Genomic DNA, 22,717 nt, shown 5'->3' with positions numbered 1-22,717 from the left:
TTTGTCCTACCTTACTCACCCATGACAGCGTGTCCAATGTTGTGTTGAACCAGAGATGAATAAGCTCTATAGATAATTGTAGGGGGAGCTATGGGGCAAGACATTACCGCATTACGCCGCTATGCGGCTTTTATCTCTTACGCTCACGCAGATGAACTTATGGCTGCGCGGCTACATAAGGCATTGGAGACTTATCCGGTTCCAAAGCATTTGCGCAAAGCTGGTAAAACCACGAGCCCCGTCTTCCGAGACGTTGCTGAACTGACCGCCGCGCATAGCCTGTCAGAAAAAATCCAAGAGGCAGTGCGGGGGGCAAAATATTTAATTGTCTTATGCTCGCCCGCCGCCAAGGCCTCGCATTGGGTGAATGAAGAAGTACGTCTGTTCAGAGAGCTTCACGGCGATACCGCAATCTTATCAGCGATCATCGAAGGCACGCCAGAAACGGCTTTTCCTGCGGCGTTGACTGAAGGCGGGCGTGAGCCCCTTGCGGCGGCGCTTGGAACGGATAAAGTCGGGTTTAAGCTCGGCGTCACGCAGCTCGCGGCGGGGATGCTCGGGACAGGTCTCGATGACCTTATTCAGCGCGGTGCTAAGCGGCGTAACCGCATTATGGGAGCAGGACTCGCGGTGTCGTTAGCGCTCTCGGGCGTGTTGGGCTTTACAGCGCTGCAAGCTGTAGAAGCACGAAATGAAGCTCAGCTAGAACGCGCCGAATCCGAGGCCTTGCTCGACTATATGGTCAAAGACTTAAAGGTAAAATTAGAACCTGTCGGCCGTTTGGAATTGCTCGAAGGTGTTGGGCGCAAGGCGATTGAGTATTATAATAAAAAAGATAGTGCCGCGCTGTCAGATGATAATCTCAGGCTCCTGGCAGCTGCACGTCAGGTCCTTGCTCAGGTTGCGCTAGATGCGGGCCGTATGGAGGAAGCGCAACGCGAGATAGAGGCGTCGGCGGCGTTGACTCGCGAAGTGCTGGGGCGGAACCCAGAGGACACGGACGCGATATACGCTCACGCACAAAGTGAGTTTTGGGTAGGCAAGTATTATTTTAATCAAAATAAATTTGAGGAAGTCGAACCTTATTGGCGTAAATATAATAGGCTTTCTCAAAAGCTTCACCAAATTGACTCAAATAATTTCGATTACATTATGGAAGCTGCCTGGAGCGCGAATGCGTTGGGCGCGTATTATGACCGACAAAGAGATTACATAAATTCAGCTTCAGAATATAATAAAGCAGCCAAATATGCAAGACTCGCTATAGTCTTGGAACCCGATAGCGAAGTACCTAAAAAAGAACTCGCAAATATCTTAGCAGGTCAAGCTCGGTCGGCATTATATATAAAATCATTCGATGAAATTGATGCTTTGCGGCAAGAAGAAGTAGGTATTTATGATACGGCTATAGCTAATGGCTCAAAAAATTATGACATTATTTTTAGCGCGATTTCTACAAAATTTAGCCGATATGCGGAGTTAATTAGATTTCAGGAAAATGTCGAAATAGACAAGCTAAGCTCAGTCATTCAAGAACTAAAAGTGCTTGTTGATTACGATAGTGAGAACTCTAACTGGCTTAGAACTTATTATTTTGCCCAATTTTTGAGGCTAGATTATTATTATAAAGAAGGTGACGCAGTAAATTTTATGCGATTTCAGGACGATTTTTTTCGTACACAGGAGAGGGTTTTACAATTCACAGCGCCTAACGATAGATATTATAATTTTTTGAGGGATTTGTCTCATATTCGTTATCTTTCGATATCAGAGGGGCAAGGTAGGTCTAATAACGCAATGTCTATACTAAACAAAAAAAATAGAAATGTAGTTGGAACAAGCCTTACTGACATAAAAATAGATGCTTATTTAATGTGGGAAAATTATTATCGCGGGAAAAAAAGTGATGCAGTTTACTTTGCGCGAAAATATCTCTCTTACCCTTGGGTGGCAACTACTGAACAACCACCTGCTATTTTGACGAATAAAGTTTTGGCAAATGAATTACTAGGAGAATGCAGCACTGCGAATAGCAATGCTGCACAATTAATTGAACGAAATTTTTTAGTTCCTAGTATCAAAAAATCGCCTTGCCTCTAGGGGTCTACGGGGTTATTTTTTACTGGCGGATCTATGATAATCGGTGTTTTAAACGTCTTACCATCTTCCCGCTGACTCATTGTAACGTGCAGGTTGAACTTTAGGCCTTTTGGATTACTCCGGCAACGATTTGACAGAATCAAAGCATTCATTTTGTCTAAGGTGCAAATTTTCTCAAAATTGCGTAACTGACAATCCGCATCATTCTGTACAGTATATTGAACGTCGCGTGTGAACTTCCAATTGCGGCGTGGCAGATTGAATAACATCCATGTTGGATGAATGCAGTGCAAGTCCAACGCCGTTTCATCGCCTGGCCCTTCGACACCGTCTTGAGTTTGAAAATATTTTACATATTCTTTGAAGATTTTATCTGCATCACCAAAGACTTTCGGATTACTCTGCAAATATTGCGGCAAGTCGGCCCGGCACTTCGCATAGAGCTTTTTAACCTCAGGCGCCTTCATACGTGTTCTGACCAATTTGCCATCGACTATATCAAGATTGATTGGCATTAAAACTGGATGCTTTTTTGCACTTTCCGTACGTGAATTTACAAATTCGTCCCAGCTTTTCATAAACTGGTATTTATTATCTGATTTCTTTTTTTCACTCATTGTATCCTCCCTATTTGGATGAGTAGGCTGTCTTTATATTGCCTGTGCAGACCTATCTGTGACGGCGGTCACGGATTGGATAATATTTGCGACTTTATCGGCTAGGTTCTCCCCTGCTACAGCGAAGTTTGCGGCTTCTTCCCATTCATAGGCAGAATCGAAGCCGAAATGTAGCGCGATGAGCTCGCCGGTTTTTTTGCAAATTACCGCAGAGCCTGAGCTGCCGCCTAATGTCGAGGCATTATGACAGACAGCCCGCATGGTTTCACTTGGATTGATAATACTCTCAACCGCGGCTTCGACGCCATAAGGGTTTTCGGTATCGACTGAATGACGGAATATTTTACCTTCGCTATAGCGCTTTACGCCAAATATGGGGTCTTTCTCGGTAACGTCTTCAATAGTATCTGTCACGCGCTGTGCTTGGGGGTAGCCGACGACAACGATATCTAAATCGTTCAGACTTTTCGCTGGCCGCGGTGTGATGGTCACGGGTTTGCGGTTTTCTGGTGTGCGGCTAAGCGTAAAAATAGCGGCGTCCCAGCCGTCAATACAAACGGGCTCATCATCTGCAAATGTCACAAAGTCAGATTTATCGGACTTCTTTTCGCCGTAAAACTCGATGCCTGTGGGTTCATCACTCGTAAGGCGGTGCTTGAACATTTCCCAAACATGGCGGTTCGTGAGGATATGATGGTCAGAGATAAGAATACCTGTACCGAAGGACTCGTCCTCTCCAACGGGTTTTCCTTTCTGTGCAAAACCAATGCGTCCAACAGCATCATAGACAGGCTTTATCGCGGCTAGTGCAGGTGGCAGGCCGCCCAAAAGCATAGGCGAGGCGGCAAAGGCCATGCCTTTTTTAAGTGTGTCAAAACCTTGGCTCTTTTCACGCTCTTCCTCCTCGCGTTTAATGGGCGGAGTATGAAGGTTACAGTGTTGATTATGCCGCCGGCGTCCAAGCATAAGCCCTGCCAATCCACCTAAGCTTAAAACACCCAAGCCCCCAGAAATTGCAGCGGGCATTGATATCCCTACAGCGTTTCCTACCGCTGGCGTAGATGCCCCTGGGCTCGCGGGTTGCTTTACGTCTTTTAAACGCTGTATTTCATTTTCAAGCTTCTGCGCATCATCTTTAAGCTTATTCATTTCGGCAGTGTTATCGTTCAAGGTTTCAGATTGAGTCTTTAACCGGTTTTTTTGTGTTTCAATTAAATCTTCCATGGGGTTTATAACATCGGCAATAACGTCTGTGCCGTTCTCGGTGAAATCTAATTTGGCGTTTGCAACACGAAGCTCATGCTCACGTTCTTTGATAATATTGGTCAGTCCAGCAATATATTCGCGCATTCCGCGCCGCTCGTTGAGAAAGTCTTGCCGATCCATGGCCAGGGTCAGCGCGTCTTCTTGGGCATCTCCGCGCCCACCCGTAACAGGCGGGTTGAACAGGGCTGAATAGGGGATCTTGAAAACAACATATTCGCTATCATAGGCCGCATCTGCCAGTCCGCGAGACCACCAAATTGCGGGTGGGTTCTTATTTCCAGCAGCAGACTTAACGCGGCTTGGAAAGGCTAGGCTATCAACGTTCTTAACGGCATCACGTGCAACAGATTGCGTCGGGCCATAGCTTCCTCCAAGCTGCCCGCGTATAAGCTCGGTAACCTCAGGGGCTTCGGGGTAAGAGTAGCCCTCTATATTGCTTTTCAGAACGGTTATAAGCGGGCTGCCAGTCAGCACAGTTTTATCTCCGTTCAAAGCCCCGCTAAGATAGGCCATCATGGCCCCGCCGCCTTGGCCGACAGAGATAATATAAAGATTGTTTGAAGCCACAGTTTCAGATGTGATTGTTAGGTCGAAACTGATCGGATTTATATCCTGCCAGCTTCCTTCTAGATCAGAGCTCTGGACGACGGTTTGTGTTCCGCCTTCATCTTTGACAATCATGAACCAATCGGCGACGGCTAAATGCCCAGTCACAGTGTCGGCCTTAGCCTTAAATGCTGCCGTGCAGCAAATGACTCCGCATAACGTAGAGGCTGTAAGCCTAAAGATTCTATTCTGCAATTGCCCTATCATTGCGCTCCCCTTATGTGTGTTTTTAGATAAAATTAAAAAATACGCAAGACCGTGACGCGGGTCACAGGTTTTGCCGTTTTCATGTCCTAACCGGAAGGAATGGCACATATTAAATGTTAAATGCGGGCGTATCCGAGTCGTATAATGATATATTGGAGCATTTTCGTGCGGGCTATTATTTCATGGCTTTTGACGAGGCGATGGCGGCTTTAAAAGACAACCCAAATGATGTCAGTCTGAAACATATCTCTGTCCTGAGCTTATTGAGAGGCGGTGCCTTAAAAGCTGCGGAAACCTTATTTAAGAATTTCGAATTAGCCAAAGAAATGCATGAAGATATTCTCGCGCTTTCCGGCCGTATTATAAAAGGACGAATAGAAGAAAAAAACGGTCCTTCAAGCCCTTCTCTTTATGCTGATGCGGCGACGCTATATGAACAAACATATGAGCAAACGCGCGGCGGGTATAGCGGCGTCAATGCGGCAAGTCTCTGGTACATGGCCGGAGATAAAAAACGCGCTAGACATTTAGCACAAACCATTTTGAGGTCTTATGAGAATTCTGGCCCCGAGCTAGAGGTTCCGAATTATTATTTTCATGCGACACGGGCAGAGTGTTTGTTTCTTTTGGAAAATGAAGGGGCGGCCGCGAGCGCTTTAAAAAAAGCCTTAGAGGTTGACCCCGATAATCATGCCGCTAGGGCAACGACAATCAAACAATTCAAAATGCTCGGTTATGGGGAGCTCCCTACATGCGCGAGACCCTTACAGATACCTCCCTGTGTTCATTATACGGGGCATTTATTCTACATAGGCGAGCCGCGGCCTGAGCGAAGTCTCACGGCTGTTGAAACAAAGACGCTTTCTGATGAAATTAAGCAGATGATGGAAAGATCACCTTCAAGCCTTGCCTTCGGGGCCTTGGCGGCGGGAGCGGATATTTTATTTGCTGAAGGTTTTTTGGACAGAGGCGTGGACTTACATTTGGTTCTGCCGGTTCCAATTGTAGATTTTAAACGCTTATCCGTCACGCCAATGGGATCTGAATGGGCGGAACGTTTTGAGGCTATTATTCCTCAGGCAAAATCCATTCGCATTATATTGGATGACCCCGGAGATTTTGATGCGCTTGATCTAAGAATGGGGAGCCTCATCGCAATGGGCCTGACGCGTCTTACCGCAGAACGACTTTCGGCAGGTGTGCAGCAGTTCAGCGTCATGGATAAACAGGGACAAGAAGCGCATCCAGCCGGGACGCAGCTCGACACCAGACTTTGGCATGATTCTGGGGGGGAGACGCAAAATATTGATTGGCCACATCCCAGACAAGACAAGCCCACTGTTCCGCTTCCGCAATCTGACAGGCGTGCCTTTAGAGCCATGTTGTTTACGGATCTGAAAGGGTATGGCGGGCTTCCTGATAGAAGCCTCCCTGATATCGTCTCACAAATTTTCGAGCCTATGGCACAGAAATGCCGAACCTTAAACGTGCAGCCTTTACATATTAAAAGCTGGGGTGATGGCTTGTTTCTTGTTTTTGAAACGCCATTAGCTGCAGCCGAAGCTGCCTTCGAAATTATGGACTCATTTAATGAGAGCGTTGCCGCGGCTGCTGGAGGTAAAACTCATAACTTATCTTTACGTATCGGAATCCACTTCGGCCCCGTTTGGGAGAGGCCTGACCCGTTTACGCAAACACCTAACCTTTATGGCCGTCATGTGACTACAGCTGCGCGCCTTGAAGCCTTAGCTGTCCCGGGGTCTATTTGCGTGAGTGAAAACTTCGCAGCTATGCTAGCCATGCAAGGCCAAGGTGCTGAAAACCTGATTTGTGATTATGCTGGACGTATGAAATCAGAAAAGGAAGAGACGGTTTTTTCGCTTTATAGTCTTCGCCAAAAAATAGGTTAGATTTTGGGAGCTTTAAAACTCAGGACGAATTATATCCCAATATCCTTTTTGCTTTTTGACCAGACCTTGCTTGGTCAATTTTGTGACCGCGCGAGAGGCCGCTTCCCGCGTGACGTTCAGGCTCTTTGAAAGACTTGTCACGGAAGGTGCGGGTGCCAAGCGCATTCGCTCGGTATCAGTGCTATCTGGTTCTGATTTACGAAGTAGATCCTGATATATGCGCTGGGTAACTGTAAAGACATGCCCCTCAAACAAGCTTTGTGAGGTTTGCTGTAAGCGTTTGGCCAACATCTGGGTCATATATAGCGCCAGCTTTGGGTGGCGCCGCATAAGTGTGTTGAACTCCGCCGCGGGGATAACATCAACTACAGCCTTGGTGTGCGCGATGACATTGGATGAACGCGGAGCGTTTAAAAGCGCTGCCATTTCGCCAAACAGAGTGCCTGGCATAAATTCGGCTAAATGAATTTCGTGCCCTCCCTCAGAAAAGATAACGGCTTTGGCGCGTCCTACGCGCAATAAAAAGATATCTTGGCCGGGCTCATCCTGCGCAACAATGATATTTCCTTTGGCAATTTTTCGGGATTGGCTAACATCACTAAAGGCTGCGTGGATGTCAGCATTTTCAGCTAAGAACCTCTGGAAGTCTAAAATGTTATATTGAAAATCCATATTTGCACGCCCCAATTTCGTGACCCTCATAGATCAGTTTACATAATTTATATGTGACTTGCATCACATTTTCATGGTTTTCCTATCACCCATTTATAAGCTTTGACGTCAACCGAGGCGGTAAGTCCGGCCGTCTTATAGGGATCTCCTGATAACCAATCGAGGACGGCCTGTTTATCTTTTGCCTCTACGATGAGCAAACTTCCTCGCATGACACCTTCATCATCGAGCCAAGGCCCCGCGACCAAAGGCTTTATTTCTGAAGGCGCTTTTAGCCAGGCGAGATGCGCATCACGTGCAGATTGCCGAATATGTAAGCCGTCCGGTTTGTCGGCACTGTAAACAATAAATTCCATCTTAAGTCTCCGTTTTATGTTGCCGCGCCAAGAGCCGAGTGATCGCGTTATCAACGTCTAAGTCTCCCGACAATATATCCGCCATAGCGGTGCATATCGGCATATCCACACCTAGCTCTTTTGCCATTTCCTTTAGGGCCGGGGCGGTAGCAACGCCTTCAGTTACGGATGTCCGTGCAGCCATAATTTGCTTAAGCGTATGTCCGCGCCCCAAGGCTAAACCGCATGACATGTTGCGCGATTGCTCAGACGAACAGGTCAATACCAAATCCCCAAGCCCGCATAGCCCAGTCAAGGTTTCTGCATTACAGCCCAAAGCCTTGCCCAGCCGAGTCATTTCGGCGTAACCGCGCGCAATAATCGCGGCATGAGCGGAGCGGCCAAGCTCCTTACCCAGTACCAGCCCACAAGTAATGGCGAGTACATTTTTAACTGCGCCGCCAATTTCCGCGCCTATAACATCGCTTGCCAGATAGGGGCGGAATGTCGGCGCAGCGATAGCTTTAACGAGAGCTTGCCCAATCGCTTGGTCTTCACATGCAAGGGTTACAGCTGTTGGCAAACCGTTAGCGACGTCTATCGCGAAACTGGGTCCAGACAGAACTGCAGGAACCGAAAGAGGTGCAACTTCTGCCAAAACGTCTGACATAAAACTGCGCGTTGAAATTTCGATGCCTTTGGAGCACAAAACTATTGGCATTGCAGGCTTCATATGAGGCACAAAGTTTTTGAGTATAGTGCGTGTATGCTGAGCGGGGGCAACGGATAAAACAGCATCCATATCGCCGAGGTTGGATATATCAGATGTCGCGCGAATCCTCTGATCAAGCTTTACGCCAGGCAAAAATAAACTGTTCTCACGCAAATCATTTATGCTGTTTACGCAGTCATTTTCATAAGCCCAAAGTGTGACATCCCGCCCGGCCACAGCCAATGTCTGAGCGAGGGCCGTGCCCCATGCACCTCCGCCAATAACGCCAATATTTTGATAAGTCGTCATATTAATCCTTTAAGATCAATGCTATCTTTAGCGCTTATGATTTTGGACCTTTTTTGCCAAAGCCACTTGCGGGATTATGCCTAGCGCTTTCGCCGTCTAGAGGCCAGCGGGGACGGGCCTTAACATCCATCGCGTCAAAATTCCCTAGGGCGTAATGCTCTGCTCCAGCAAGGGCAATCATCGCGGCATTATCTGTGCAGAATTTAAGCGGAGGCGCAAGCAGTGTAAAATTTTGAGCATTGCAAAGTGCCTCAAGAGAGCTTCGGATTTTTTTATTGGCCGCAACGCCTCCGGCCACAACAAAGCGTTGGGGGCTATCTATTTCTGCGCTAATATCTTTACGAAATAAAGCCATTGCACGGCGCGTACGGTCATCAAAGACGTCGCAAACAGCTTGCTGAAAACTTGCGCATAAATCTGCATTTGCTTGGTCTGATTTATCGCTAGCTTCGTAAGCGCGGGCGACAGCAGTTTTTAGGCCTGCAAAAGAAAAATCCGCATGGTCTTTGCCTTTAAAAGGACGCGGTAGTTTGACAGCAGATGGGTCACCACTGGCAGCCGTCTTTTCGACGCGCGGGCCGCCCGGAAAACCGAGTCCCATGACTTTTGCGCTCTTGTCAAAAGCTTCTCCCGCCGCGTCATCAACCGTACTGCCCAGCCGGGTATAATCGCCCAATCCTTTGACAGAGAGCAATTGAGTATGGCCTCCAGAAATCAACAGTAGCAAATAGGGGAAGGGGCATTCTCCGGCTAATTTTGGCGACACAGCATGACCTTCTAAGTGATTTACCGCAATCAAAGGAATATCCAGTGACATCGCTAAGCCCTTAGCCCCCATAAGTCCTGCAATCACGCCGCCGATTAATCCTGGTCCGGATGTAGCGGCGATGGCAGACAGATCATCATATTCGACCGCGGCGTCTGTCACAGCGCGATCAATAATCGCATCAAGCTTTTGCATATGCGCCCGCGCTGCTATTTCAGGTACCACGCCCCCAAAAGGCGCATGTTTTTCGTCTTGGCTTGCAATAATTGAGGATAGTATTTCAAAGCTCCCATCGGCTTGTCGCCGTAAAACGGAGGCCGCGGTCTCATCACAGCTGCTTTCAATGCCCAAAATCAGTGCTTTCTCTTGGACAGTATATTTCAAAGCGGTTAAAGCCATTATTTCCACATAAGGAGACTCACGGCGCGATGCAACGCAAGCTTATCATTGGAACACGCGGTTCACCTCTCGCTTTGTATCAGGCAAAACTTGTCGAAAGCCTTTTGGGGTGTGAATCCGAAATAAAAATCCTGAAAACATCAGGCGATTCCATAAAAGGAGACCTTAAAGAATTTGGAGGAAAGGGGCTTTTTACCAAAGAGCTTGAAGACGCCCTTATGGAAGACCGCATCGACTTGGCGGTACATTCTATGAAGGACGTACCAACCCTTGGGCAAGATGGACTTCTAATTGGCGCTGTTCTTGAACGCGAAGATCCTCGCGACGCCTTTATGTCCTATAAAGCTTCAACGCTTGCAGATCTGCCAGAAGGCGCGATTGTGGGCTCAGCCTCAATTCGGCGCCGGGCTCAGCTCGCTGCCATGCGGCCTGATATTGAGTTTAAGCTCTTACGTGGAAATGTCGGAACGCGTCTCGAGAAACTTAAAAATGAGGACTGTGACGCTACATTTTTGGCCTGCGCTGGACTTAAACGTTTGGGATTAGAGGCTTTGATTACACAGGCGATTGATACAAACCTTATGTTGCCTGCCCCAGCCCAAGGCGCGATTGGCATTGAAATTCGTAATACGGACAAAGATGCGGCAGCTGCTATTGCGCCGCTTAATCATGCGGATACAGATTTGGCCATTACGGCCGAGCGGGCTTTTTTGCGGGCGCTTGACGGATCTTGCCGCACGCCCATCGCAGCTCTTGCAAAGGTGCTAGATGGAGGGCTGAATTTTCGGGGTGAGGTCATTGCCAAAGATGGCTCGATTTGTTTCGCACGTACTGAGAGACTTGAGGTGCCTTCAAAAGAGAAAGCTTTTGCGATGGGGTTGCGCTTGGGCGAAGAGATTCGAAAAGAAGCTGGAGACAGGATTAAATGGGATGAATGATGTGACGCGGCCATTTCAGCCAACGATTTGGATTACCCGTACGGCTCCAGCGGCCTTTAAGAGTGCAGAATTATGGGCGAAAAACGGCTATGCGGCGGCTGTCGCGCCTGTTCTAGAGGTCAGCCACCCCAAGGTTATGCCTGATTTGCCCGCCCGTGATGGCGTCATTGTTTTTACGTCAGGGAATGCGGTAAAAGCATTTGCTAATAATACGCTGTTGCGTCATTGGCCTGTGGTTACGCCGGGTTACCAGACGCAGCGAATCGCGCATGATCTGGGGTTCCGCACTGTTACATCCGCTAACGGGACATCAAATGACGTTACAAAAGTTATTTTGAAAGACTTTACCTCAGCGCGTCCGATCTATCATTGCGCGGGAAACCATGTGAGAGGCACAATCATAGAGGACTTAAAAGCCAAAGGGTATAGAGCCCAGCGCGACCTCTACTATTTTTCGTCTCCTGTTAAACAGATGCCGAAAGTCAATACATCGCAGATGGACTTTATGGCGCTTTATTCGCCATTGGCAGCAAAAACTATTGCTGGGTTCGCGCCTGATCTCTCACGCGTAACAGTTTTGTCCCTGAGCAAAGCTATTGATGAGGCCTTGGGTGATTTGACATGCAAGGCACGATATATAGCTGCAAAGCCCAATGAACCGGCCTTGATTGACGCGGTCCCAAGCGTTTAAAAGAGCATTATGGATGATAACATAAAAGACGAGCATTTGAATACGGATAAACCGGAATTTGAACTAGATGAGCCATCTGAGGGCCGAAAAGACAGCCTTGAAGTAGAGATCAAGCCGCGTAAGCGATTTGGTGCGCCGACTCTCATCATAACCGCATTTCTTTCATCTGTTTTGGGTGGGGGCATTGTTTGGCTAGCGTCACAATATTACGCTACGCCTATTCCTGAGATAACTCCCCTTGAGGCGAAACTGGACAAGGTCAGCAAAGATGTAACGGCTCTGACAGCGGAAAATGAAAATTTGGAGGCCACGATATTAAATCTACAAAACGCGTCGACTGCAGCTGCTGAGGCCGTAAACCTTGAGCCCATTACGGCGCGTCTGGAAGTATTAGAAGCTGCGGCCCCTGCTTCCATTGACCCTGAACTTGTATCGCGCCTAGAGGCTTTACAGGATAACGGCTCCGAGGTGCTAGAGCTGACAGATATTCTGGCCCGTTTGGAAAAACTGGAAACTACGTCGTCAGAGGATAACAGTGTTGCGGGTCTGGCTGTGCGTTTAGAGGCGCTAGAAAATGCTCCCGTCACTATACAGCCTGTTGCGACACTGACCGCTATATCGACCCCTGCAGTAAGACTGAAACCGCCTATTGAATTTCCCACAGAGGCCGTATTGGCGAGCCTTCCCAAAGAAGGAAATTGGCTAGAGCGGTCATTAAAAAAACACATTTCCGTTCAGTCTGAAGAAAATCCGCGTTTTTTGGTGGAGCTTATTCAAAAGAGCTTGGAAGAGGATGATATAGACGCAGCAAAAGCTGCATTTGACAAATTGCCTTCAGACGCCAAAGCTGCCGCTGAGTTATGGCGAGATAGCCTTGATAATTAGGGCGGGAAGAAACTCATGACAAAATATGTAATTGCAATTCTGGTTTTTCTGGCCGCTTTGGCTGGACTTCTGCTTTATGTTGGGAACGATCCACAATTGATTTTAACATCAACAGCGACAACAGGGCCTCTGCAATTTAGTCCGCTGAAATTATCATGGCAGTTAGTTATTGGGCTAGTGACATTTACAACCGTGGGATTGATTGCGCTTTGGTCCATTTTGGGGTGGCTCTGGCGTTTGCCGAGCCGCGTTAAGTCTGGCGTAGGCTTACGCCGCCGTAATCAGGCCCTTGATGCGATGGAAGAGGCGCTTATTGCCGGTTCTGAAGGCGATATGGGTAAAGCTCGCAAGAAAGCGGAAAAAGCCCGTGCTCTCATCGGCTCTGAAGATTTGGGACGCATGGTCAGCGCGCAAGCGGCAGAAGCCTGTGGTGACAGTGAAGAAGCCATTGCACAATATCAGGCTATGCTGGAATCAGAACGCACTTTGGCAACAGGGCAACGCGGTCTGGCGCAACAACTCTTGACGGCAGGTAATCTGCCTGGCGCGATTGAACATGCAAGCCGGGCCTATAGCGAGAATAAAAATGCGCGCTGGGCTTTTGATATTTTGTTTCAGGCGCAAGTGGCAGATCATCAATGGGCTGCCGCACTTGAAACACTCGAAAACGGGGTTAAGCGCAAACATATCGATAAGGATCTGGCCCGGCGCCGCAGTGCAGTTCTGTCCACAGCCGAAGCTAGCAGACTTAGCCGCTCAGGCCAGTCTGATGCGGCAATGGATATGGCGGTATCGGCGGCGCAAGACACGCCCGAATTCTCGCCCGCGGTTGCGCTAGCGGCAAAATTGTTAGGCGAAAAAGGGGCGGCAAAAAAAGCGGGTCAACTTATAGAAAAAGCTTGGTCCAAGGGCCCGCATCCCGCCCTTTCCTTAGCTTATCGTGATATAAATGAAGGCGCGAGTGATAAGGTCAGAGCCAAACTCATAAAAGCACTGATCAAGAATAATCCTGATCACCGTGAGTCTACCTTACTGGAAGTCGAAGAACTGCTCTCGTCAGGTGATGCTGTCACGGCATGGTCCAAACTTTCTCCTATGGTCAAGAACCAAACACCAAGCGCCCGTATTTGTTCTCTTGCCGCTAAAGCTGAAACCATGCTCAGCAATGCGCAAGATGCACGTGTCTGGCTTGAACGTGCGGCAACAGCACTAGCGGAACCTGATTGGTCAGATCTAGATCCAGAAGGTGATGCCTTTGATTATACAGATCAGGATTGGCGGCGACTGATCTACACATATGGCGAAAAAGGCGAACTTATTCATCCGCGTTATGAACGGGGGGCGGCCCGTCGCGCGCCATTGGCCATGAATTTGGACACTCATCCGGCCGTTGAAGACATCGATATTGTACCAGCAAATGACGCGGTTTCCGAGAAAGATGAATCAATGATTGAGAGCGCGGAAACAAAGTCTCAGACATCAGATTTAGCAGAACGTCTTGATAGTTTACTAGATAAGCCTGAATAGATCGTAACACTAGATTTTAAAAAGTGTCTTTTTTTGTCATAATTTGAATTAAGACCATTTTAATGACACATTTATACATGAGTTGTAGTTTTTGCTTTATGGCATAAATAGCTCCAATAATATGTTTTCGATAGCAGCCGATTCTTAACAAGGACACTCCCTATGGCTTACCTTCTTGATTTTAACCGCTTCACTTATGATCTCTCACCCGTTGCCTTCGATGAGCTTGAATTTGATTTTGAGATTTCGGTTTCGACTGATTCTCCGCATGTAAGCTCATGTTGTTGCGAGGCCTGTGAAGACGGCGGTTTAAAAGACCCCGATGACATTGATTACACAAATTATGGGCTAAATGGCTATACCAATGAGTGGCTAGATTTCGGCGCGCTTGGTGCTGACCATAATCATGAACATGGCGGCAAAGATGATGGCGGGCCTCTTTTTGCAGGGTCTGTTGATACGATTGCAGGCGACGCGACTACAACGGCTACTCTTGCGATTGATGGAACAGCTTTTGGCGTTCGTAATTCATCTACTGATCAAGATTGGTTTCAAGTCGATTTAGTTGCGGGCCAAGAATACACATTCTTTATGACCCGTACGGACGTTGACGGTGTGAAAGCTCATGCAGACCCAGAACTGTTTTTATTCGCACCTGATGGCACAACGCAAGTTGCGACAAATGATGATGCCCAACCAGGTCAACAAAATTCTAGGCTAACCTTTACGGCAACTGAGACTGGAACTTACTTTTTGGCTGCCGATGGATGGAATTCTTCAACTGGTGGCTATATGGTTTCTGCCAGTGAAGACAATAATCGAGTTGATTTTACAAACACGCAGATTGCGGATTTTTTGACTGACGGTTTCTCGCCGCGCTCTTATTGGGATCAACCTGTTATTACTTATAATATGGACGGTATTCCTGATGGAACAGGCGGAACAGATAATGTGCAGGCTTTGATCATTAAAGCTTTAGAGGCTTGGGCTGAGGTCACAGGCTTAGTGTTCCAGCAAGTCACAGGTACAACAGGGGATATATCTTTTATTGATACAGATAGCGGTGCTTACTCGTCAAGTCAGACAACGTCTAATGCGAATGGCGACCGCACCATTACTTCTTCAACGATCAATGTCAGCCAAAGCCAGTGGATAGGGACATATGGCGATGATATAAATTCATATTCATATCAAACATATCTGCATGAAATAGGGCATACGCTCGGTCTTGGTCATGGCGGCCCTTATAATGGGAGTTCCACATACGGCATTGATAACGCTTTTACACAAGATACATGGAACCACACAGTCATGTCATATCATAGCCAAGCAGAGTCGAATTCAGGGACGTCTCGTTTGGTTCTAGGTTTGCAAGTTGCTGATTTATTAGCGATTCATGATCTATACGGCACAGCAGCTTCCACTCGCGGCGGCAATACTACTTATGGCGCAAACGCAACGGAAGCCGGCTCAATTTATGACTTTGATGTATGGGCTGCACAAGGCATTCGGCCGCCATCATTTTCTATCTACGATACGGGTGGAATTGATACATTTGACGTTTCTATCTACGGTACGGATCAAACCATAAACCTCATGCCGAGTGGTGATTTTGCCGTTTTCTCAAGCGTTGGCGATAATGGCGGTGCTGCGCTTGTAAATCTAATTTCCATAGCTGTTGGAACAATCATTGAAAATGCCATTGGCGGGTCTGGCAATGATACAATCACCGGTAACGATGCGAATAATGAGCTTGAAGGGAATGCAGGTAATGACATTCTTGATGGCGGCGACGGCACGGATTACGCCGTCTATAATGGCGCGCAGTCAAGTTACACGATTACAGATAATGGAGATGGTACTTGGACCATCACAGGCGAGGGAACTGATACGCTGTCTAACATCGAATTTGCGCGCTTTACCGATGGTGATGTGACTCTTGCCCCTGGCGGGGGCGGTCCTGTCTTTACCGAAGGTAATGACAATGAAGTTGGCACAGCCGGCGATGATGTTCTGAACGGCCTGGGCGGTAATGATATTATTGACGGTCTTGCGGGCGATGACGTTATTAATGGCGGTGATGGTGCTGACCGCCTCATTGGCGGCGAGGGCGCGGATGCTCTTAATGGCGATGCTGGCTTTGACAGTGTAGATTACCGCGGGGCATTGACGGGTATTCGGTTTAACGTGGATACAGGCGGTACCGTGGGGGAAGCTATTGGCGATACATTTAGCAGTATAGAGCGTTATTATCTGTCCAATTTTAATGACGTTGTCACCGGTTCCTCGGCAAATGAGTTTTTCTATGGTGAGGATGGTAATGACACGATTAATGGCGGCGGCGGTATTGATCGTATTTATGGCGGCGATGGTAATGATATTCAGCGCGGGGACGCTGGTAATGATACGCTTTATGGATCGAGTGGCACCGACCAGCTCAATGGCGGTACCGGCTTTGATATTGCCAATTATGTCTTTGCGACATCGGCTGTTACAGTAAATCTTGCCTCAGGGGGAACAGGTGGTGATGCGGACGGTGATACTTATTTTGGTATCGAAGCCGTTTACGGATCAAATTTTAATGACAATCTGACAGGTAATAGCAGCGGTAATGAACTGCGCGGCGGCAATGGCGATGATACATTGGACGGAAGTTCAGGTAATGACCGTCTCTTTGGCGGCAAAGGCGCAGATACGCTTTTTGGTGGAACAGGTATTGATAGTGCGTATTATTCTGATGCAGATTCTGGCATCACCCTAAACCTCGCATCTGGAGGCACTATTGGGGATGCTATGGGCGACAGCTTTAACAGCATTGAATGGGTTTTTGGTTCTGATTTTGACGACGATATCACAGGCGACGCCCAGGCTAACCGCCTCTATGGCGAAGACGGTAATGACACGCTGAACGGTGCGGGCGGGAATGACCGAATTCTTGGCGGAGAAGGTGATGACACAATCAATGGCGGCGACGGTGTTGATATCCTTTTTGGCCAAAACGGGAATGACGTTATGTCAGGCGGCGCCGGCAATGATTTCTTCTATGGCGGCGCCGGCGGAGATGTTTTTGATGGGGGAGCTGATTTCGATACTGTAAACTACCTCGCGGCTAGTTCAGGCGTTATTGTTGATATGCTCATAGGCGGATCTGGCGGCACTGGGGGAGAAGCTGCAGGTGACACTTACATTTCAATTGAACGAGTTCTCGGGTCAGGATTTGACGACAGTATAACAGGCAGCGCGGGCGACGACGTTTTACTCGGTAATGGCGGAGATGACTACCTCGCGGGCGGAAATGGCAATGATAGCCTTAATGGTGGTGCGGGCGTTGATAGCTTTGGCTATGATGAAGTTGTTGATGGGGCCGATGTGATTAGCGGCTTCACGACGAATGAGCTTATTTATATTCTCGGTGGCACCGTTACGGATTGGGCTTCTCTCCAAGCGCTCGGTGCCGATGCAGGCAGTAATGTGATCTTTAACTTTGGCGGTGGTAACACGCTAACAATAGTTGGACAGAATCTATCTGACCTTGATGCATCTAACTTTGACTTTAGTGGAACAGCGCCTTCGGCACCTCCGCTAGCGGGAGAAGCTTTGGATGACTCAGACGCTTTCTCTGCTGATATCATCGATGTCTTTGATATGGATGCGTTGATTTAAAGTCAGTCCTAAAACTGAAAATTTAATTGCGCCGCCAGAACATGAGGCGGCGTTTTGCTTTTCGCAGTGACCCTGTAAGAGCGGAGAGCTCTTCAATCGTTTGGCGGTTTTGAACATTCATGAGATGGCCGAGACCTTGTTTGCCGGACTTTATATCCTCGCGCAGATAGTGATTAAGCAAGCGAATGCGCGCCGCATCATGTTCGGCTTTTGCGGATTGTGCATAAGCGTCCTCTGCTTCCGCTCTCAGATGCTGATAGGCTAAGGCTTCTTTGACTAACACAAAGTCGCCCTCGAGCATTAAGCGAAGCCAGAGGTCCCAATCTTCGAGTGCGTCGAGAGTGAGCGTCATGCCGCCTGCTTTGATGGCGGCGTCTCGCCTGAATAATGTTGAAATGGTCAGCAGTGTATTGGCGAAAGCTAAATCATTCAGGGTAGGTGGGAGGGCAGGAATATGACTTTCTCTTGCGCCTGTTGGTTTGAAATCCCCGCTCGCCGTATCTTCATGGATAACCTCATAACCACAAATCGCGCCGACACAGTCAGGGGCATTGTCCAAAGCTTTGGCCAGTTTTTCCAGCGCGCGCTCATGTAAGCTGTCATCATCATCATGGAACAGGACGTATTCGCCCTTGGCGTCTTGCAGGCCAGCATCTGCGGCCCCCGCCCGCCCGAGGTTTTCGGGCAGGTTAATGATGCGCGGATGAAGCGTGGATTGAATGCCAGGCGCTATGCCGCCATCATTGACAATCAACCACTCAAAACTGTCATAGCTTTGTAGTTCCAGCCCCTTGGCTACCCTTGCGAGCAGTCGAGGACGGTCTTTGGTGCGGGTGATAACCGTAATTTTAGGTGTGGCGTCCACAATATACCTTAGGTTTGCGTGGCCTTATAGATGGCCGCAGCAATATCTAAGTCTAATTTGGTGTCGATGTCCACAGAGCGCTCATCAGGCATAAGCACCATTTTGGCTTTTCCTGGCAGAAAACTATGAGTGTCATCCGCGAGGAAGATGTCGGTCTTAACCGCATAGCAGGCGCCGTTCAGACAGAAAGTTGGCGCTAAAGCTTGGCGGGGCTGCCATGGATTAAATCCGCTCACAAAGGGTGAGGGTGTGCCGCTTTCTTCCGTCCATGCATGGTAAGGGCTTTTGGGCGCTTTCATAAAGGTCGCCGCAGAGTCGTGACCTTCAGTGAGGAGCGGCGTCAGGCAATTGGTGATATCTTCTGACGTTCGCAAAGGGGATGTAGGTTGCAGGAGAACTGTTATATCAGGTTGCGTGTCCATTTGAGAGAGATGGTAGCGAATGGCGTCTTTGGGGAGTGCTGTATCATTAGACAGGTCTTCACCGCGCATCATCACCTCGCACCCATGATCGCGCGCGGTTTGCGCGATTTTTTCGCCGTCCGTTGAGACGATAATATCGCTGATGTGTTCGCACCCCCTCGCGGCATCGATACTCCAGGCGATAAGGGGCTTCCCCATAAAGTCGATAATATTTTTGCCAGGCAGACCTTTACTGCCGGCCCGAGCGAGGATGAATGCGGCTATTCTCATGTGGCCAAAATTTCTTTGACAGCTCTAATAACGCGCGCTTGTTGTTCTGGTGTAAGCTGTGTTGAACAGGGCAAAGTAACGATACGTTTATAAACATCTTCGCTATAGGGGCAGGCCTCCATAGGTGTGTCCGCATATGGCACTTGCATATGAACGGGTTTCCAAAAGATACGGGCTTGAATGCGCTGGTGACCAAGCTTCGCGCATATCTGCTCAGGTTGAGGCAGGTTTTTATCCTCAACGACAAAGCCTGAAAACCAACAAGTTGATCCGCGATCATCTGGATAAGGAAATGGCGATATTCCTTTTACATCCGCAAATTCAGAGTCATAAGTCCGCCGAATTTTCTGCTTGGCAGTAACGAAGTCTTCGAGGCGATCAAGTTGGGCGCAGCCGACAGCGGCCTCAATATTCGTCATGCGGTAATTATAGCCGACCTCGTCATGGTCGTAATTTGGCCAAACGCGGGCTGTGGTCGAAACATGCTTGATGCGGTTCATAATCTCGCGATTGCGCCCGACCACCATACCGCCTCCGCCGCTAGTGATGGTTTTATTTCCGTTAAAACTATAGCAGGTGAAGTCGGCCATATCTCCAATGGGCTTACCTTTATAATCCACGCCAATGGCGGCGGCGGCATCTGCAATAATGGGGAGGCTGTATTCTTCTGACAGGGCGATAATCTCTTCCATATCGGCAGGTGTGCCTAGCGTATAAACAGGCATAATAGCGGCGACGCGGTCACCTGATTTAGTGTGGCGAAGCACGCCTTCTGCGTCGCGATGTGTTTTATTTCTTAAAGCCTCGGCGACTTGTTTCGTATCAATTGTCCAACTGTCAGGATTGACGTCAAAGAGCCACGGCCGCGCATTGGCATGCCGGATGGAATTAGCACTGGCTATGAAAGTGAAGCTGGGGCAAATGACTAGATCGCCTTGTCCGATATTGCAGCCATGCATCGCCATATGTAGGGCCATCGTCCCGGCGCCCATGGCAATACCGCCGCAAGAGCCAAGAGTGCTGTCAGGCTCAAAATAGGTGCCCGAGAGCTTTGCCACTCGCTCTTCAAATTCGACAACAAATTCACCTACTGTCGAAACAAAAGTTGTTTCAATACATTTTTGCAGGTTAGCCCCTTCGGCTTCGGTAATGTTTGGTATGGCGAGCGGGATAAAATCGTCTGACATAATTAGACCCGTTGATCCAAATTCAGTTTACTCTCAATATGGCTTTCCATGAAATCAGGTTCTATGGAGCCAATGATGCCTTTAATCGCGTCTTTGGAGTTTGAAGCTTCGTCCTTGCCAGCAACGACCTTATCAAGCCGCGTCAAAACTTCTGTCATCGAGCCTTGCTGCACGCCTGCATAAGGCACGGCGAGCATATTGGGCAGGCCAATTTCTGCCGTTGTTTCGCGCTTACCGACAAATTCCTCATAAGGCTTTTCACCTGCCGTATTCGCCTGGGTAAGGAGAAGCGGGTATTTGCCTTTGGCCTTGCAGGCTTCAACAGAGGTACAGGCTGTGCGTTCATCCTCAAAAAACTCAGGTTTTAAACCATGATGTGCGAGGAAAGCTTCCGCCACTTGTTGAAGCGGCACAAGGTGCTCTTTGGGGTCTAGGCGAGGAATTGCGATATGTGCATGCGGCGGAATGATTGACGCCAATGTACAAATGTGTCCCGATTCTTGGAGACTGACAAAGTACCGGTCAATATTTAGCGGGGAAGCAAGAGGTTCGCCACGCGCAAGGCGGTTTTCAAAACTTTGCAAAAGCGAGCCGTTGGAATAGGCGACATTGGCAAAACGTGCTGTTGTAATTTTACCGGTCATCCCGGCTTCGCGTGCGCCGTCAAAAAGCACATGCTCCATAATACGCTTAGTGGCTCCCATAAAGGATACTGGGTTAGCGGCTTTGTCTGTCGAGACTGAAAAGTAGTCGGCGTCAGGTGACGTTTCGGCTATCCAACGGCGCAGACGCGCTTGCTTGACGATATTGGTATCAAGCATTTGCAGAATAGAGAAGGGGTCTTTTTCCGAGCGGACATGTTTAATGGCGGCAAAGTTTAAAATGCGGTCGTAAGGCCCGTCTGCTGTCATTAAAAGTTTGGTGGCTGCTGAGCCATAGTCTAGAGGTAAGGTTCTAAAGTCCTCTACATCCAATCCTTCAGGAGAGGAGCGAAGTTCCCTGACAAGTTCAGCCAGAGCATTCTCATTTTGATCCACAACATGAAGTGCTTTGGGGGCATATTTTACGAGCGTATGCACCGTATTTGAACCAATGGAGCCCGCAGCGCCTACAGCCAATATGCGCGCACCTTTTACGGCATCTCTAATGGCTTTATCGACCTCGGAAAGGTCGCTCGTAAACATTGAGCTGTCACGGCCTGTTGCTGTTTTAGAAAGTGGTGAATTAGTCATCAATTCTACGGCCTTTTTTATCTGCGGCTTCAGCTTCGGCTTTGGCGCGAAAACGGCTTTGCGCTGATTCATATTCCCGCGGGTTACCAATGTCGATCCAGCTATCGCGCATAACATGGACGCCGCAAGGGTGCTGTTTGCTTGTTAAGTCTTCGAATAATGTTGGCATGTCATAAAATTCACCACTTGGAATGTTCTCAAGCGCGTCTTTAGACAGGCAATAAATTCCAGCATTTATGTGATGGGTATATGTTGGTTTTTCTTCCACGTCTAAATAAGTGTTGCCATGAAATTTAACGACGCCAAAAGGAACGGCAGTCATATATTCGCGCACGCACATTGTCGCGGCCGCCCCGGCCTCTATGTGATTTCGAACGATATCATCAAAATCCATTTCGGTAATCAGGTCACCATTCATAACCAAAAATGGAAATTGCATATTATTAGGGAGTAAATCGAGCGCTCCGCCTGTTCCTAATCTCATATTTTCTCTGAGGTAAGAAATCTCAACACCCCAGTTTTTTCCGGTCCCAAAATAATCTTCGATCATATGACCCAGATAGTTAATCGAAATATAGAAACGTCTATACCCTTGGTCTCGAAATTTGACGATAATGTGCTCAAGAATAGGCTTGTCTGCGAGTGGAAGAAGCGGTTTGGGGCAATCTGCTGTTAGCGGCATAAGGCGCCGACCTAACCCACCCGCCATGAGGACAATAGGAACTTTTAGGTCAGAACTTGTAGGGGTAACAGATCCATCATAAATGCCCTTAAGGCGTCCATCATCATCAATAATCGGAATGTAACGCACATTTCGCTCTCTGATCAGAGATTTAAGCGTCCCGGCATTTAGATCTTCATGGACAGACACTGGTTCACGGTTTGCAATATCAATGACATAGCTGTCCATATTATCACCACGTAATATGGCGCGGCGGAAGTCGCCATCAGTGACTGTCCCAACAAGTGTTCTATCGCTATCTAGCACAATAATAATTTTGACAGGGGAGGCCTCTAACATTTCCAAGGCCTTGCGTAATGGAGTCGTTGCTTCGACTTCAACATTATTGGTCTTGATAATCATATTAAGTCCCAGATGTATTTGCGCCTTCGTCCGCTACGTCACATATAGACTTGC

At 48.2% G+C, this 22,717-nt stretch carries 18 protein-coding genes; 7 read left to right on the top strand and 11 right to left on the bottom strand.

The genetic code is table 11. The features are described 5' to 3' along the window. The first annotated feature begins 90 nt into the window (after positions 1-90). Positions 91-2,100, top strand: coding sequence for a toll/interleukin-1 receptor domain-containing protein (locus F569_RS0110970; protein ID WP_026942247.1), 2,010 nt, complete (start codon positions 91-93; stop codon positions 2,098-2,100). On the opposite strand, the gene F569_RS0110965 is transcribed toward F569_RS0110970, so the two are convergent. Together F569_RS0110965 and F569_RS0110960 are read right to left on the bottom strand one after the other, a co-directional pair. Continuing rightward, the gene (locus F569_RS0110965; RefSeq protein WP_026942246.1) at positions 2,097-2,717 is read right to left on the bottom strand and encodes a hypothetical protein; all 621 of its coding nucleotides are present in this window, start codon (positions 2,715-2,717) and stop codon (positions 2,097-2,099) included. The two genes, F569_RS0110970 and F569_RS0110965, sit on opposite strands and share 4 nt — an antisense overlap. Positions 2,718-2,750: 33 nt before the next feature. Next, positions 2,751-4,697 (bottom strand): S1 family peptidase, encoded by a 1,947-nt coding sequence (locus F569_RS0110960; protein ID WP_162143773.1) that lies wholly within the window; start codon positions 4,695-4,697, stop codon positions 2,751-2,753. 212 nt (positions 4,698-4,909) lie between these two features. Here F569_RS0110960 and F569_RS0110955 point away from each other — a divergent pair, with 212 nt between their 5' ends. Next, positions 4,910-6,706, top strand: coding sequence for an adenylate/guanylate cyclase domain-containing protein (locus F569_RS0110955; protein WP_026942244.1), 1,797 nt, complete (start codon positions 4,910-4,912; stop codon positions 6,704-6,706). Between the two features lie 12 nt (positions 6,707-6,718). Here the strand turns inward: F569_RS0110955 and F569_RS0110950 are convergent, their stop codons facing one another. From F569_RS0110950 to tsaD, 4 genes are all read right to left on the bottom strand, one after another. After that, positions 6,719-7,378 carry a Crp/Fnr family transcriptional regulator gene (locus F569_RS0110950; RefSeq protein WP_026942243.1) on the bottom strand — a complete coding sequence of 220 codons (660 nt, stop codon included), beginning with the start codon at positions 7,376-7,378 and terminating at the stop codon, positions 6,719-6,721. Positions 7,379-7,449: 71 nt separating this feature from the next. Continuing rightward, the gene (locus tag F569_RS0110945; protein WP_026942242.1) at positions 7,450-7,734 is read right to left on the bottom strand and encodes a YciI family protein; all 285 of its coding nucleotides are present in this window, start codon (positions 7,732-7,734) and stop codon (positions 7,450-7,452) included. A 1-nt stretch (position 7,735) separates the two neighbouring features. Next, the gene (locus F569_RS0110940; RefSeq protein ID WP_026942241.1) at positions 7,736-8,734 is read right to left on the bottom strand and encodes an NAD(P)H-dependent glycerol-3-phosphate dehydrogenase; all 999 of its coding nucleotides are present in this window, start codon (positions 8,732-8,734) and stop codon (positions 7,736-7,738) included. Between the two features lie 34 nt (positions 8,735-8,768). Continuing rightward, positions 8,769-9,899, bottom strand: a complete 1,131-nt coding sequence (gene tsaD, locus F569_RS0110935; RefSeq protein WP_051279805.1) for a tRNA (adenosine(37)-N6)-threonylcarbamoyltransferase complex transferase subunit TsaD — start codon at positions 9,897-9,899, stop codon at positions 8,769-8,771. Between the two features lie 29 nt (positions 9,900-9,928). Here tsaD and hemC point away from each other — a divergent pair, with 29 nt between their 5' ends. The 5 genes from hemC (at position 9,929) to F569_RS0110905 (ending at position 17,603) form a co-directional block, all read left to right on the top strand. Then, positions 9,929-10,837, top strand: coding sequence for a hydroxymethylbilane synthase (hemC, locus tag F569_RS0110930; RefSeq protein WP_026942239.1), 909 nt, complete (start codon positions 9,929-9,931; stop codon positions 10,835-10,837). Further along, entirely contained in the window at positions 10,830-11,528 is a 699-nt protein-coding gene (locus F569_RS0110925; protein WP_026942238.1) for a uroporphyrinogen-III synthase, read from the top strand. The genes hemC and F569_RS0110925 overlap by 8 nt, the downstream gene beginning before the upstream one ends. 9 nt (positions 11,529-11,537) lie before the next feature. Next, complete coding sequence (locus tag F569_RS0110920) at positions 11,538-12,413, top strand: hypothetical protein (RefSeq protein WP_026942237.1); 876 nt, start codon at positions 11,538-11,540, stop codon at positions 12,411-12,413. Positions 12,414-12,428: 15 nt separating this feature from the next. Next, positions 12,429-13,940, top strand: a complete 1,512-nt coding sequence (locus tag F569_RS17640; protein WP_051279804.1) for a heme biosynthesis protein HemY — start codon at positions 12,429-12,431, stop codon at positions 13,938-13,940. 162 nt (positions 13,941-14,102) lie between these two features. Then, positions 14,103-17,603 (top strand): M10 family metallopeptidase C-terminal domain-containing protein, encoded by a 3,501-nt coding sequence (locus F569_RS0110905; RefSeq protein WP_026942236.1) that lies wholly within the window; start codon positions 14,103-14,105, stop codon positions 17,601-17,603. A gap of 22 nt (positions 17,604-17,625) precedes the next feature. On the opposite strand, the gene F569_RS0110900 is transcribed toward F569_RS0110905, so the two are convergent. From F569_RS0110900 to F569_RS17635, 5 genes are read right to left on the bottom strand one after another with little or no spacing between them, the layout of a single operon-like run. Then, complete coding sequence (locus F569_RS0110900; protein WP_026942235.1) at positions 17,626-18,468, bottom strand: glycosyltransferase family 2 protein; 843 nt, start codon at positions 18,466-18,468, stop codon at positions 17,626-17,628. Positions 18,469-18,476: 8 nt separating this feature from the next. Next, positions 18,477-19,160 carry an acylneuraminate cytidylyltransferase family protein gene (locus tag F569_RS0110895; protein ID WP_026942234.1) on the bottom strand — a complete coding sequence of 228 codons (684 nt, stop codon included), beginning with the start codon at positions 19,158-19,160 and terminating at the stop codon, positions 18,477-18,479. After that, complete coding sequence (locus F569_RS0110890; RefSeq protein ID WP_034388580.1) at positions 19,157-20,347, bottom strand: aminotransferase class I/II-fold pyridoxal phosphate-dependent enzyme; 1,191 nt, start codon at positions 20,345-20,347, stop codon at positions 19,157-19,159. Before F569_RS0110890 ends, F569_RS0110895 begins: the two co-directional genes overlap by 4 nt. 2 nt (positions 20,348-20,349) lie before the next feature. Further along, on the bottom strand, positions 20,350-21,579 hold the full coding sequence (locus F569_RS0110885; protein ID WP_026942232.1) for a polysaccharide biosynthesis protein: 1,230 nt from the start codon (positions 21,577-21,579) through the stop codon (positions 20,350-20,352). Then, the gene (locus tag F569_RS17635; protein WP_051279803.1) at positions 21,572-22,663 is read right to left on the bottom strand and encodes a nucleotidyltransferase family protein; all 1,092 of its coding nucleotides are present in this window, start codon (positions 22,661-22,663) and stop codon (positions 21,572-21,574) included. Before F569_RS17635 ends, F569_RS0110885 begins: the two co-directional genes overlap by 8 nt. Between the last annotated feature and the right edge of the window lie 54 nt (positions 22,664-22,717).

The sequence above is a fragment of the Hellea balneolensis DSM 19091 genome (genome assembly GCF_000428525.1).
Taxonomy (GTDB): domain Bacteria; phylum Pseudomonadota; class Alphaproteobacteria; order Caulobacterales; family Maricaulaceae; genus Hellea; species Hellea balneolensis.
This window is presented reverse-complemented; position numbering and strand designations above follow the sequence as displayed.